14 protein-coding genes are annotated in these 13,017 nt (G+C 73.4%); 6 read left to right on the forward strand and 8 right to left on the reverse strand.

The genetic code is table 11. From position 1 onward, the window contains the following. Window positions 1-68: 68 nt before the first annotated feature. From ACIBSW_RS10405 to ACIBSW_RS10415, 3 genes are read left to right on the forward strand one after another with little or no spacing between them, the layout of a single operon-like run. The gene (locus ACIBSW_RS10405) at window positions 69-485 is read left to right on the forward strand and encodes a DUF6069 family protein (RefSeq protein WP_354721454.1); all 417 of its coding nucleotides are present in this window, start codon (window positions 69-71) and stop codon (window positions 483-485) included. A 31-nt stretch (window positions 486-516) separates the two neighbouring features. After that, window positions 517-873, forward strand: a complete 357-nt coding sequence (locus ACIBSW_RS10410; protein WP_354721452.1) for a YciI family protein — start codon at window positions 517-519, stop codon at window positions 871-873. Window positions 874-877: 4 nt separating this feature from the next. Then, window positions 878-2,062 (forward strand): RNA polymerase sigma factor, encoded by a 1,185-nt coding sequence (locus ACIBSW_RS10415; RefSeq protein ID WP_354721451.1) that lies wholly within the window; start codon window positions 878-880, stop codon window positions 2,060-2,062. On the opposite strand, the gene ACIBSW_RS10420 is transcribed toward ACIBSW_RS10415, so the two are convergent. The 3 genes from ACIBSW_RS10420 to ACIBSW_RS10430 form a co-directional block, all read right to left on the reverse strand. Next, a complete protein-coding gene (locus tag ACIBSW_RS10420; protein WP_354721450.1) occupies window positions 2,063-2,821 on the reverse strand; it encodes an arginase family protein in 759 nt (252 codons plus the stop codon). It abuts the gene before it with no gap. Window positions 2,822-2,837: 16 nt separating this feature from the next. After that, the gene (locus tag ACIBSW_RS10425; RefSeq protein ID WP_354721448.1) at window positions 2,838-3,041 is read right to left on the reverse strand and encodes a hypothetical protein; all 204 of its coding nucleotides are present in this window, start codon (window positions 3,039-3,041) and stop codon (window positions 2,838-2,840) included. Between the two features lie 196 nt (window positions 3,042-3,237). Continuing rightward, window positions 3,238-3,393: a hypothetical protein gene (locus ACIBSW_RS10430; protein WP_354721446.1), complete on the reverse strand. Its 156-nt coding sequence runs from the start codon at window positions 3,391-3,393 to the stop codon at window positions 3,238-3,240. A gap of 102 nt (window positions 3,394-3,495) precedes the next feature. Here ACIBSW_RS10430 and ACIBSW_RS10435 point away from each other — a divergent pair, with 102 nt between their 5' ends. Next, window positions 3,496-4,482, forward strand: coding sequence for a PHB depolymerase family esterase (locus ACIBSW_RS10435; RefSeq protein ID WP_354721445.1), 987 nt, complete (start codon window positions 3,496-3,498; stop codon window positions 4,480-4,482). On the opposite strand, the gene efeB is transcribed toward ACIBSW_RS10435, so the two are convergent. The 3 genes from efeB to efeU are packed head-to-tail and all read right to left on the reverse strand — an operon-like array spanning window position 4,455 to window position 7,729. Continuing rightward, complete coding sequence (efeB, locus tag ACIBSW_RS10440) at window positions 4,455-5,723, reverse strand: iron uptake transporter deferrochelatase/peroxidase subunit (RefSeq protein ID WP_354721444.1); 1,269 nt, start codon at window positions 5,721-5,723, stop codon at window positions 4,455-4,457. The two genes, ACIBSW_RS10435 and efeB, sit on opposite strands and share 28 nt — an antisense overlap. A 9-nt stretch (window positions 5,724-5,732) precedes the next feature. Beyond that, window positions 5,733-6,869: an iron uptake system protein EfeO gene (gene efeO / locus ACIBSW_RS10445; RefSeq protein ID WP_354721442.1), complete on the reverse strand. Its 1,137-nt coding sequence runs from the start codon at window positions 6,867-6,869 to the stop codon at window positions 5,733-5,735. Window positions 6,870-6,877: 8 nt separating this feature from the next. Continuing rightward, window positions 6,878-7,729, reverse strand: a complete 852-nt coding sequence (efeU, locus tag ACIBSW_RS10450) for an iron uptake transporter permease EfeU (protein ID WP_354721440.1) — start codon at window positions 7,727-7,729, stop codon at window positions 6,878-6,880. 108 nt (window positions 7,730-7,837) lie between these two features. On the opposite strand from efeU, the gene ACIBSW_RS10455 reads away from it, so the two are divergent. Continuing rightward, window positions 7,838-8,764 carry a M48 family metalloprotease gene (locus tag ACIBSW_RS10455; RefSeq protein WP_354721438.1) on the forward strand — a complete coding sequence of 309 codons (927 nt, stop codon included), beginning with the start codon at window positions 7,838-7,840 and terminating at the stop codon, window positions 8,762-8,764. Here ACIBSW_RS10455 and ACIBSW_RS10460 read toward each other — a convergent pair. Further along, entirely contained in the window at window positions 8,761-9,141 is a 381-nt protein-coding gene (locus ACIBSW_RS10460) for a BlaI/MecI/CopY family transcriptional regulator (RefSeq protein ID WP_354721436.1), read from the reverse strand. The two genes, ACIBSW_RS10455 and ACIBSW_RS10460, sit on opposite strands and share 4 nt — an antisense overlap. A 23-nt stretch (window positions 9,142-9,164) precedes the next feature. After that, the gene (locus ACIBSW_RS10465) at window positions 9,165-10,415 is read right to left on the reverse strand and encodes a lactate racemase domain-containing protein (protein WP_354721435.1); all 1,251 of its coding nucleotides are present in this window, start codon (window positions 10,413-10,415) and stop codon (window positions 9,165-9,167) included. 174 nt (window positions 10,416-10,589) lie between these two features. Between ACIBSW_RS10465 and ACIBSW_RS10470 the strand changes: the two genes are divergently transcribed. Then, the gene (locus tag ACIBSW_RS10470; RefSeq protein ID WP_354721433.1) at window positions 10,590-12,965 is read left to right on the forward strand and encodes a SpoIIE family protein phosphatase; all 2,376 of its coding nucleotides are present in this window, start codon (window positions 10,590-10,592) and stop codon (window positions 12,963-12,965) included. The last annotated feature ends 52 nt before the right edge of the window (window positions 12,966-13,017 follow it).

The following is a 13,017-nucleotide window of genomic DNA, read 5'->3' on the forward strand; positions in this document are numbered from 1 at the left end:
CGGGCCGGTTCGTAGCCCTGGTGAGACACCGGCACGGAGCCGGGCGCCGACACCTACCGGAGGCCACGATGACCACCACGACCGCCACCACCACCCGCGCCGCCGCGTCGAGCCTCGGCGCCCTGATCGGGACCGGCCTCGCCGCCACCGCCGTCGCGAGCGTCGCCACCATGGGCGTCGCCGCCGCCGGTCACGCCGCGGGCATCAGCCTCGAGGTGAGCGGCGCCCCGATCCCGGTGGCCGGATTCGCGACGCTGACGGCCGTGTTCTCGCTGGTCGGCCTGGTCCTGGCCGTCGTGCTGTCCCGCAAGGCCCGGCACCCGCGGCGCGCCTTCGTCCGTACTACGGTGGTGCTGACCGCCCTCTCCCTGGTCCCGGACGTGATCGCGGACGCCGGGCCGGCGACCAAGGCCCTGCTCATGGTCACCCACCTCGTCGCCGCCGCGATCGTGATCCCGGCCGTCGCGCGCCGCCTGTCCGCCTGATCCGCACCACCACACCCAACCGGAGGACGTCATGAAGCAGTACATGCTCGCAGTGCACAGCGTCGCGGGAGCGCCGACCAGGTCGGACGAGGACACCCAGATCGCGTACGCGCAGACCGACAAGGTCAACAATGAGCTGCAGGCCGCCGGCGCCTGGGTCTTCGGCGGTGGCCTGCTGCCGCCGGAGAGCGCCACCGTCGTCCGGGTCGACGACGGCCGGGCCACCATGACCGACGGGCCGTTCGCCGAGACGAAGGAGCAGCTCGGCGGGTTCTGGGTGATTCGGTGCGCGGACCTGGACGAGGCGCTGGCCTGGGCGGAGAAGTGCGCGCAGGCCTGCATGGAGCCGGTCGAGGTGCGGCCCTTCCAGGGCCTGCCCGAGAACTGACCGCATGGACCTGGGACTCGTCTACCGCGAGGAGTACGGCCGCTGCGTCGCGACGCTGGTACGCCTCCTCGGCGACATCAACCTCGCCGAGGAGGCCGTGCAGGACGCGTTCGCGGTGGCCGTGGAGAAGTGGGAGACGCTCCCGCCGAATCCGGGCGCCTGGATCGTGACGACCGCCCGCAATCGGGCCATCGACCGGCTGCGCCGGGAGTCGACCCGCGAGGCCCGGCACGCGCAGGCGCTGCTGCTGTATCAGAAGGACGAGCCCGAGGAGGTGGGTCCGGTGAAGGACGACCAGCTCCGGCTCATCTTCACCTGCTGCCACCCGGCGCTGGCGCCCGACGCGCGCACCGCGCTCACGCTGCGCCTGCTCGCCGGGCTCGACGTGCCGGAGATCGCCCGGGCGTACCTGGTGCCGGAGCCGACCATCGCGCAGCGGATCGTGCGCGCCAAGAAGAAGATCCGGGACGCGCACATCCCGTACCGGGTGCCGCGCGCAGAGGAGCTGCCGGACCGGCTGCCGCCGGTGCTGACCGTGCTCTACCTGATGTTCAACGAGGGGTACACGGCCACCACGGGACCTCTCATTCGCACGGATCTGTGTGCCGAGGCGATCCGGCTCGCCCGGGAGCTCGCCGCGCTGATGCCCGACGAGTTCGAGGCCCTCGGCCTGCTCGCCCTGCTGCTGCTCACCGAGGCGCGCCGGCCGGCCCGGCTCGGCCCGGCCGGCGAGCTGGTCCTGCTCGCGGACCAGGACCGCTCGCGGTGGGACCGGGCGCTGATCGCCGAGGGACATGATCTGGTACGCCGCTGCCTGCGCCGCAACCGGCCGGGCCCGTACCAGATCCAGGCGGCGATCAACGCCGTGCACACCGACGGGGCCGCCACCGACTGGCCGCAGGTCCTGGCGCTCTACGACCAGCTCTGGCCGCTGATGCCGACCCCGATCGTCGCGCTCAACCGGGCGGTCGCGGTCGCCGAGGTGCACGGGCCCGCGGTGGCCCTCGCCGTACTGGACGATGTGGACATTCCGGGCTACCACCTGCTGCCCGCCACCCGGGCCGACCTGCTGGTCCGGCTCGGGCGCGGCGCGGAGGCCGCGGCCGCGTACGACCAGGCGATCGCGCTGGCCGGCAACGAGACCGAGCGCGACTTCCTGCTGGCCCGCCGCGCCGGGCTCGGCCGATGATCAGCCCGGCGCGGTGAGGTCGGCGAGCAGGGCCGCGCGGCCGGCGCGCTCGGCGTCGTCGACGGCCGGATGCCACGGGCAGGCGATGTCGACGGCGACGACTCGGCCGGTCGCCAGCAGCCGGCGGTAGGCGGCGATCACCGCGCTCGCCGGCGGGCCGCCGGGCGCGGGGAAGAGCAGCCCGGGCAGGTCTGCCGGGTCCACCACGTCCACGTCGATGTGCAGCACCAGCGGCCCGTCCGGCACGGCGTCCCCGTCGACCTCGTCGACCGGTATCCGCCGGACGGCGCCGGGCCCGGCCAGGAAGTCGGCCTCCGCCGGGTCCAGGTCGCGCGCGTCCACCAGGACCGCGCGTCCCGGCGCCACCGGGCGCAGCCCCAGCGGCCCGGACCACAGGTCGGGGTGCGCGCCCAGCACCAGCCGCAGGGACAGCCCGCCCAGGTAGCCCGACGTCGTGGTCTCCAGGGTGTGCAGGTCGCCGTGCGCGTCGAACCAGACCACCGCCGGGTCTATCCCGGCGCGCTGCGCGCCGGCGAGGGTGCCGGAGAGCACCAGGCAGTCGCCGGACAGCACGGTCGGCACGGCCCCCGCCGCCACCACCGGCGCGACCGCGTCGGCGGTCGCCGAGCACAACGCTGCCAGCCGCGGCCAGCGGCCGGCGTCGGGGAACTCGGGGCGCACCGTGACGTCCGCTTTCACGTCGATGCCGCCGTCCGGCAGCCGCTCGTCGTGGTGGTACGGCACCAGGATCGTGGTCATCGCCCGACCCTAATGGCTACAACTCGAAGCTGTGGAGTCCTTCGTGGCCGGCCGGCAACAGGCAGTCGTCCTTGGCGTCGTCGTCCTCGGCCGTGCGCTCGCAGGGATCCAGCCGGACCAGGTTGCGGTGCCCCGCGCCCCAGCGGATCCACCACCAGTGATCGCCGTCCTCGGCGGCGACCACGAACGCGACGTGGCTGCCGTCGTGCCCGGCGGCCATCTCGCACGCGGGTACCGGGATTACGTGGCCCAGCCGGTCCGGCAGCCCGTTCAGGCTTGCGTGCTCAAATGCGGTGATAGTGGACTGCTGCCCACATTGCGGCCACGTTCGAGCGACGCCTGGGTTCTTGAAACACTCGAACATGCGCAGGGAATACCCGGAAGTCGCGCCAGCGAACATCGAATTTCCCGAGTTCCTACCCGCTGACGTGCTCCTTATGCGACGAAAATGCAGAACGGGCGTCCCGACGGTCGTGCAGCAGCACCGCGCCGAGGGCCTTCGCCCTGCCGCGCTGCCGCCGCAGCTCGGCCAGGTCCGGCACCGCGAGGTCGACGTGCGACTGCGCGATCAATAACTGCCCACATCGGTGGCGGCCGGCATGTGCCTCGAAGACATGTCACACCCCTGTGACATCCCATTAACCTCGGCGAAACAAATGCAGCCGGAGGTTGACATGAGACGGACGCTGAGCCACCACCTCGCCGCGGCGCTGCTCGCCGCCGTCACCGTCGTCGGCGCGCCCGCGCCGGCCTCGGCGGCGGCCCTCGAGCAGGTGCCGTCGTTCGGCTCGAACCCCGGCAACCTGACGATGTACGCCTACCGCCCCGACGGCCTGCCGGCCGGCGCACCGGCCGTCGTGCTGCTGCACGGCTGCACCCAGAACGCCACCGGCTACCTCACCCGGTCGGGCTGGCGCACCTTCGCCGACCGATGGCGCTTCGCGCTGGTGCTGCCGGAGCAGCGGCCGGGCAACAACGCCAACTCCTGCTTCAACTGGTTCGAGCCCGGCGACACCGCCCGCAACGCCGGCGAGGCGCTGTCCGTACGCCAGATGGTCGGCCACGCCGTCTCGGCGTTCGGCGTCGACCCGGCCCGGGTGTTCGTGTCGGGCCTGTCCGCGGGCGGCGCGATGAGCGCGGTGATGCTCGCGGCGTACCCGGACGTGTTCGCCGCGGGTTCGGTCGTCGCCGGGCTGCCGTACCGGTGCGCGACCTCGCTGAGCACGGCCCTCACCTGCCAGTACGTGCCGCCGAACCGGTCGCCCGGGTCCTGGGGCGACCTGGTCCGGGCCGCCTATCCGGGCTACGCCGGGCCGCGGCCGCGGGTGGCGGTCTGGCACGGACAGTCGGACTACACGGTGGCGCCGGCGAACGGCGCGGAACTGCGCGACCAGTTCACCGACGTGCTCGGCGTCCCAGCCCGCCCGACCGCCACGTCGACGCTGCCCGGCGGCACCACGCTCGAGGTGTACGGCGCCGACCGGGTCCGCCTCTACAAGATCGCCGGGATGGGGCACGGCCTGCCCGTCGACCCGGGCGCCGCACCCGACCAGTGCGGCACCGCGGCGGCGTACTTCCTGGACACGATCTGCTCGGCCTACCACGACGCGGTCTTCTTCGGCCTGGCCGGGTTTCAGGCGAACAGGGCGCTGCCCCAGTAGTCGCCGGGGGCGGTGACTCCCGGTGGGCAGGCGAAGAGTCCGCTGGAGACGTGGCGGACGTACTCGTTCATCTCGTCCTGGGCGGCGAGGCTGCGCTGTACCGGCACGAACGAGGTGCGCGGGTCGCGCTGGTAGCCGATGAAGAACAGCCCGGCGTTGAGCCGGCCGAGCCCGTCGGAGCCGTCGACGAAGTTGTAGCCGCGGCGCAGCATCCGGGCGCCCTTGTTGGCGTCGGGGTGTGCGAGCCGCACGTGCGCCGTGACCGGAATCAGCGGTTCCCCGTCCGCGCCGACCGCGGTGAAGTCCGGCTCCTCGAACTCGCCGTGCAGGCCGAGCGGCGCGCCGGTGCCCTTGTGCCGGCCGATGATCGTCTCCTGCTCGGCCAGCGGCGAGCGGTCCCAGGTCTCGACCAGCATGCGGATCTTGCGGGTGACCAGGTAGGAGCCGCCGGTCATCCAGTCCGGGCCGTCGCCGGGCTGCACCCACAGGTGCTCGCGGAGCAGCTCCTCCTGCTCGGCCTTGAGGTTGCGGGTGCCGTCCTTGAAGCCGAACAGGTTGCGCGCGGTCTCCTGGCCGGTGGAGGTCGACGAGGTACGCCCGAAGCCCAGCTGCGACCAGCGGACGCTGACCGCGCCCATGCCGATGCGGGCCAGGTTGCGGATGGCGTGCACCGCGACCTGCGGGTCGTTGGCGCAGGCCTGGATGCCGATGTCGCCGCCGGAGAGTGCCTCGTCGAGGGTGTCGCCGGTGAACCGGGGCAGGGGTTCCAGGGCCGCGGGCCGCCGGGCGGCCAGCCCGAAGCGGTCCCGGCCGTCGGCGCCGCGGAACAGGGTCGGGCCGAAGCCCGCGGTGATGGTGAGCGCGCACGGCGGCAGGCCGATCGCCTCGCCGGTGTCGTCCGGCGGCGCCTCGGGGATGCCGGCGACCGCGCCGATCGCGCCGGCGTCCTGGCCGGCGGTCATCCGGGCCGCGGCGGCCGTCCACTCCTTGAGCAGGCGGATCAGCCGGTCGCGGTCCTTGGTGATGACGTCGAACGCGACGAAGTGCAGGCGGTCCTGCGCCGGGGTGACGATGCCGGCCTGGTGCGCGCCGGTGAACGCCACCGCGCCGGTGACCGGATCGGGGGTGGCGCCGGCTTCGGCGTCGGCGGTGAAGCGCAGCGCCGCCGCGCCGGCGCCGGCGATCCCGGCGGCGCCCGCGCCGGCGAGGGTGAGCGCGCGCCGCCGGGAGATCTTCGCCATTACCCGCTCCTAAGCTTTCTTGGCGACCACGGCGGCCACCTGGCTGATCGGCTCGGCGAGCGCGTTGACGGCGTCCGAGAGTTCCTTCAGGTCGGCCTTGCTGAGCTCGGTGTGCAGCTTCCAGCCGTCGCCCGCGCGGTGCTTGCCGAGGGTCGCGTCGACGTTGGCGAACTCGGCGTCGATGGTCTTGACCAGCGCCGGGTCGCGCTCCTCCAGGACCGGCCGCAACGCGGCGATCGCCGCCTTCGAGCCCTCCACGTTGGCGTTGAAGTCCCACAGGTCGGTGTGCGAGTAGCGGTCCTCCTCGCCGGTGATCTTCCCGGCGGCGACCTCGTCGAGCAGGGCCTTGGCGCCGTTGGCCAGCTGCAGCGGCGACAGCTTCTCGGCGTCGGCCTTCTGCACGATCTCCTTGACGTCGGCCAGCAGCTGGTCGGCGACCGGGCCGGACTTCGCCGCGCTCTTGTCGATCCAGAGGTCCTTCTCGATGCGGTGGAAGCCGCCGAACTTCAGGCCCTCCTCGGTGACCTCCTCGCGACCGTCGATGCGCGGGTCGAGATCGCCGAAGATCTCGGCGACCGGCTCGATCCGCTCCCAGTAGGTGCGGGCGATCGGGAAGAGCTCCTTGGCCTTGGCCACGTCGCCGGCCTTGACCGCGGCGACGAACTCGGTGGTGCGCTCCAGCAGCGCGGCGGTCTGGCTCCGCACGTACCGCGAGTAGCTCTCGGTCGCGGCCAGCAGCGCGGCGTCGTCGGTCAGCGGCGCGGCGGAGCCGGAGACGGTGAACTGGCCGCGGATGCCCTTGCCGATCATGCCGGGCTTGCACGCGGTCTCGTAGGTGCCGGCGGGCAGCTCGACGTGCAGGTTGCGGGACAGGCCGGGCGCGACGTTCTCCACCTCGGCCATCACCCGGTCGCCGGGCGCGTACACGTAGAACTCGGTGACCTTCTGCCCCTTGTTGGTGACGGCGAAGACGCTGGTGCCGGCGTCGGCGGAGGTCCTCGACACCTCGCAGCCGGTGTCGGTCGCCTGCACCGCGATCGGGCCGCCGGCGGACGCCGGGGCGTCGTCGCCGGAGTCGCACGCGGCGAGCGGCACGCCGAGCGACCCCACGGTCACGAGGGCGAGCAGGCGGGGGGATGTGCGCACGGTGTCTCCTATGGCTGCGGCGCGGGCGCCGGGGTGGTGGGCACTGCGGCCGGCCTGCTGCCGGTCGGCCGCAGGAAGAGGAAGAGAACGGGTACGGCGTACGCGACCCAGGCGAGCGCCTCGACGACGCTGGCCGTCGGCGTGATGTTGAAGATGCCGGTGACCAGGGCGGTGTACCAGGCGGACGGGTCGAGCGTGCCGCTGATGTCGTACGCCAGGCTGTTGAGCCCGGGCAGCACGCCGGATTCCTGCAGGTCGTGCACGCCGTACTTGAGGATCCCGGCGGCGACGAGGATGAGCAGCACGCCGGTCACGGTGAAGAAGACGGTCAGGTTGATCCGGACCGCGGTGGCGTACATCAGGTAGCCGAGCAGGACCGCGGTGGCGATCCCGCCGAGCAGCGCGTAGAGCGGGCCGCCGTCGACGCCGGCGCCCTGCACGGCGGAGTAGAAGATCAGGGAGGTCTCGAGTCCCTCGCGGACGACCGCGAGGAACGCCATCACGGCCACCGCGATCGAGCCGACGGCGAGGGCCTCGGCGAGCTTGCCGCGCAGGTCGCCGGCGATCGAGCGGGCCGCCCGCCGCATCCAGAAGATCATCCAGGTGACGAAGGCGACGGCCAGGATGGAGGTGACCGCCTCGAAGAGCTCGCGCTGCTCGTAGTCGCGCAGCAGGGTGGTGGAGGTGTAGCTGAGCAGGGCGCCGAAGCCGACCGACAGCGCGACCGCGGCGGCCACCCCGGCCCAGACCTGGGGCAGCCGGTCCCTGCGGTCGGCCTTGACCAGGAACGCGACCAGGATGGTGACCACCAGGGTGGCCTCGAGCCCTTCGCGCAGGCCGATCAGGTAGGTGGCGAGCATGGCTCTCTTTCGTTAAGGCTTGCCTTACCTTGCTCCGACAGACTGTAGATTAGGGATGGCTTGCCTAACTGTCCAGGGGTACCCCCGGCCGTGTGAAACACTGCGGCGATGTTCGATCACTTCGTCTGGTCGGTAGTGATCTGCCCGGTCCTGGTCGTCGTGGCGATCCGCTACCTGGCCGACCGGCTGCGGCCCGAGGTCGCGGCGATCTTCCTGGTCACCTCCCTGACCGCCGCCGCGGCCGGCTGCCTGATCACCCTCGCCGCGTTCGCGGTCAAGGCCGTCGCGGAGCTGCCGGCCGCCGGCAGCCTGCTGCGCTTCTCCGCCGGGTACGTGCGCGCCGACACCGCCCGCGAGCCGTGGGTGTCCTGGCTCTGCCTGGCGATGACGCTCGCCGCCCTGGCCGGCATCGCCCGGGTGCTGCGCGCGCACCGCCGCGACACCGCGTACGCCCGCCGCTTCACCGCCCTGCCCGCCGCCGACGACCGGCTCGTCGTCCTCGAGGACGACCGGGTCGAGGCGTTCGCGGTGCCCGGCGCGGGCGGCCGGATCGTGGTCACCACGGGCATGCGGGCGGCCCTCGACGACGCGCAGTACGCGGCGCTGCTCGCGCACGAGCGGGCACACCTGGCGGCGCACCACCACCGGCTGGTGCTGCTCACCCGGCTGTCGGCCGCCGTGCACCCGGCCTTCCGCCTGCTCACGGCGCGGCTCGACTACCTCGTCGAACGCGCCGCCGACGAACGCGCCGCGGCCGAGCTCGACGACCGCCGCGCGGTCGCGGTCGCCATCGGCACGGCCGCCCTGGTCGCGGGCGTCGGGCACGGGCCCGGCGGCCTGCGCATGGCGCCGTCGCGGGACGACCTGCGCCGGGCCGGCGCCGTACCGCGCCGGGTCGCGTCCCTGCTGGCGCCGCGCCGCACCCGCTCCCCGCTGACGCTGGTGGTCCCGGCCGCGGTCGCGGCGTTCTCGCTGGTCTGGACCGCCGAGTGCGTCTACGACCTGGGCGAGCTACTGCTCGCGGCGCAGCGCTAAGGCGTGTTCTCGTCGGCGAGCAGCCGGCGCAGCAGCTCCTCGTCGCCCGGCCTCAGCCCGGCCACGAACCGGCGCAGCACCGTCGCCCGGTCCGTCCCGGCGCCGAGCGCGGCGCTCATCCGCGCGGCGGCGACCGAGGCCTCGTCGGTGAGCGGCGCGTACCGGAACGCGCGCCCCTCGCGGTAGCGGGCCACCATGCCCTTGGCGTGCATGCGGGTCAGGACCGTCACCACCGTGCTGTACGACAGCGGCGCGGACAGCCGATCGAGCACGTCGCGCGGCGTGAGCGGCGCGGCCGCGGTGACCAACGCGCGCAGCACCTCCGATTCGAGTGCGCCGGCCGGCCGGCGCGCCGAGGTCTCGTCTTCGGGCGGCACCCGGGCAGCATAGCCGCGGCGGTTCAGCGCAGGCGGAACAGGATCTCGCCGGCGCGCGGGACGACCAGCGTGTCCGGGTCGGCGACGTGGTCCGCGACGTCGACCGTCGCGGGGTCGAGGTAGCCGAGGTTCACCGCGCGGCAGACCTCCTCCGGGATGCCGGTCGCCAGCGTGACGCGGACCCGCGGCCGCTCCACGCCGGTGTCCGCGTCGTAGGTGCCCGCGCCGCGCAGGTGCGTCGAGTGCGCGAGGACACCCCAGTGCACGTGCTGGAACGCGTCCCACTGCTTCACGAAGTAGTCCCGGCAGTGGTAGCCGATCTCGTGGATCTGCGGGTGGCTGGTGGCGATCTCGCGGATGTGCGGCGCGTACAGGATCACCTCGCCGCCGTCGGCGACGACCGGCTCGACCTTGTAGAAGCCCTTGGCGCCGGTCCAGATCTCGTCGTACATCTCCGGGATCAGCGACAGCACCCGGCGATATGGACGGTCCAGGTAGGTGACGTGGGTGGCGGCGCTGATCTCGGCGGCGCTCGCCCAGGACGAGACGCAGTCGCCGAACGAGATCGAGTGCAGGCCGCTGCCCTCCGCGCCCTCGGCGGTGACCACGCTGAACGCGTACTTCTCGGCGGGTATCAGCGCGGCGCCGTCGTTGATCAGGGCGCGCACGGGGGTGAGCCCGGTCGTTCCGATGATCTCGGCGGACGTGATCAGCGCGCCGAGCCAGTGCGACACGTCGATGATCCCCTGGCCGGCCACGCCGGGGAAGAAGTACTTGTTGCCGCCGGACATGCCGACCACCTCGTGCGGCAGCACCGGACCGACCACCAGGGAGATGTCGTGCTCGACCACCGCGCGGTTGAGCAGCACCTCGACGTCGCCGCTCATCCGGCCGCCGGACAGCTCCTCGATCCGCGCGGCCGGGATCGTGCCCAGGTTCGCGAACGTGGCGGGGTCCCACCACTCGTGGTTGCGCACCTCCACGCCGGGGTAGGTGCCGACGTGCGCCGCCAGGGCCTCGTCGCTCATCGCGCCGTGCGTGCCGAGCGCGATCAGCACGGTCAGCCTCGACACCCGGCCGTGCAGCGCCCGGTGCACGGCGCCGACCAGCAGCGGCAGCGGGCAGACCCGGGTGGCGTCCGGCACCAGCACGCACACGCTGCGCCCGTCGGCGTCGAGGCCTGCGAGCCGCTCCGCGATGAAGTCGGCGACCTCACCGTCGGTGAGCACCCGGTCGGCGCCCCCGATCCGGGCCGCCTGGATGGTGGCTGTCATCGGCTGACCGTCCCTTCGCTCCGGCGTGCTGCGTGTCGGTGGATTTCACCGTAGGACATCCGCCGGCGGGACGGAGCTCGGGCCGGGCGGCCCGGCGGGGTTAGGCTGAGTGCGGCTGCGTGGCGGGAGGTGGCGGTGAGCTGGGATGTTCCGGGAATCCCACCAGCAGAGGACGTGCGCGCACTGCTCGACGCCGACCCGCACGGATGCGCACTGGCCCGCTCGATCCGCGCCGAGGACAACACCATCGTGGACTTCACGCTGGTCTACCTCAACGAGCCCGGCGGCCGGTTCCTGGGCCGGCCGCGCGAGGAGCTGATCGGCCGCACCTACCGGGAGCTGTGGCCCGACACCGTCACCGACGGCACCCTGCCGCTGTACCGGCAGGTCGTGGAGGACCGGGTGCCGACGGCACGCACGGTGTACTACGACCGGGCGAGCGTGGCGGGCCACTTCGAGTTCCGGATCGTGCCGTTCGGCGACGGGTTCGTCGCCCGGTTCGTCGACCTGGCCAAGCTGACCATCGGCTTCGAGACCGAGGGCGGCGCCCGGCTCTACGAGGCGCTCGACGCCGCGTTCGACGGGTTCACCCTGCTGCGCGCCGTCCGGGACGACTCCGGCGCGATCGTGGACTTCGTCTGCGAGTACGTGAATCAGATCGGCGCCAAGCTCGCCGGGAGCAGCGTCGAGGATCTCGTCGGCCAGCGGATCAGCGAGCGGTCCGCGGGAAACACCGACTTCGATCTCCTCGAGTGCTGCCGCGAGGTCGCCGACGGCGGCCGGGTTTGGCAGCAGCAGCTGGCCTCCGGCGCCACCGCCCAGGTCTGGGAGCTCAAGATCGTGCGGCTGGACGTCGGCTTCGTCGCGGTCTCCTACCGGGACATCACCGAGCAGGTCGACCAGCAGGACCGGCTCGCGCGGAGCACGGCACAGATCCACGCCGCGGCGGACCGGACCGCGGTGTTGCAGGCCGTCACCGCGGCGCTGGTGGCGGCGAGCACCCCGGACGAGGTGTACGCGGCGCTGGGCACCGTCGTGCGCCCTTCGGCCGGCGGATCCGGCATCGCGGTCCTGCTGGTCGAGGACGACCGCCTGGTGCTGCGCTACCACGCCGGCTACGAGGACGAGGTGGTGGAGCAGCTGCGCGAGCTGCCGTTGTCGCACCCCTACCCCGGCGCCAAGGTCAGCACCGCGGGCGAGCCGCACTACGTCGGCTCCCCCGCGGAGTTCGTCGAGGCGCAGCCCGACCCGGACGCCGCGGTCTCCGGCGGCGGCCGCGCGGCCTGGGCGTTCCTGCCGCTGAGCACCGGCGGCCAGGTGCTCGGCGCGATGGTGATCGGCTACGGCCAGCCGCGGGAGTTCGACGACGACGAGCGGGCCAACCTGATGGCGTTCAGCCGGCTGGGCGCCCAGGCGCTGCAACGGGCGCTGCTGTACCAGGCTCAGCTGTCCCTCGCGGCGGACCTGCAACGGGCGCTGCTGCCCACCCAGCTGCCCCGCCTGCGCGGCGCGCGGCACGCCGTGCGGTACCTGCCGTGGACGCACGGCGCGGACGTCGGCGGCGACTGGTACGACGTCATCCACCTCGGCCCGGACACGGCGGCGCTGGTGATCGGGGACGTCGCCGGCCACAGCCCCCGGGCGGCGGCCGCGATGGGGCAGCTGCGCAGCGCCCTGCGCGCGTACGCGGTCGACGGTCACACCCCGGCCGGGGTGATGCAGCGCGCGAACCAGCTCCTGCTGCAGCTGGCCCCCGACGCGATGGCGACCTGCTGCTACCTGGAGCTGCACCTGGCCGAGGGCACCGCGACCGCGGTGCTCGCGGGGCATCCGCCGCCGGTGCTGCGCATCGACGGCGACGCCCGCTGCCTGCGGCTGCGCACCGGCCCGCCGCTCGGCGTGCGCGACGCCCGGTATCTCGACTCCAGCTTCCTGCTGCCCGCCGGCGCCGGCCTGGTGCTGTACACCGACGGCCTGGTCGAGGACCGCCGGTACACCCTGGACCAGGGCCTCGCCGACCTGTGTGCCGCGGTGCGCTCGGCGCCGACCGACGACCCGCAGGTGCTCGTCGACCACATCCTGCGCGCGGGCGTCGGACCCCGTACGCGCAGCGACGACGTCGCGATCCTCACGCTGACCGTCGACGACGGGCCGCCGCCGGGTGCCCGTACCGCGCGACGGGTCTTCCGGGGCGAGGCCGCCAGCGCGCCGGCGGCCCGCCGCTTCGCCGGCGACATCCTCGCCGAGTGGGGGCAGGCGGCGATCGGCGAGAACGCCTGCCTGCTCCTCGACGAGGTCATCACGAACGCGATCCAGCACACCGTCGGCGACGTCGAGGTCGGCATGGTCCTCGGGCGGCGGCTGCGCGTCGAGGTTCGCGACGGCAGCCTCCGGCCGCCGAGAATGCGCCCCGCCGACGGCGACAGCGAGGCGGGCCGGGGCCTGCACATCATCGAGCGGCTCGCGGCGGCCTGGGGTTCGGATCCGGTGGGCGGCACCGGCAAGGCGGTCTGGTTCGAGCTCGATCTCGCGGGCGCCGGCGGCGGGTGACGCCCGCCGGCAACGTCGCCGATCGCGGCACCATCCGCACCGGCGGCCGGTA

This window comes from Actinoplanes sp. NPDC049668 (assembly GCF_044465445.1).
GTDB lineage: Bacteria > Actinomycetota > Actinomycetes > Mycobacteriales > Micromonosporaceae > Actinoplanes.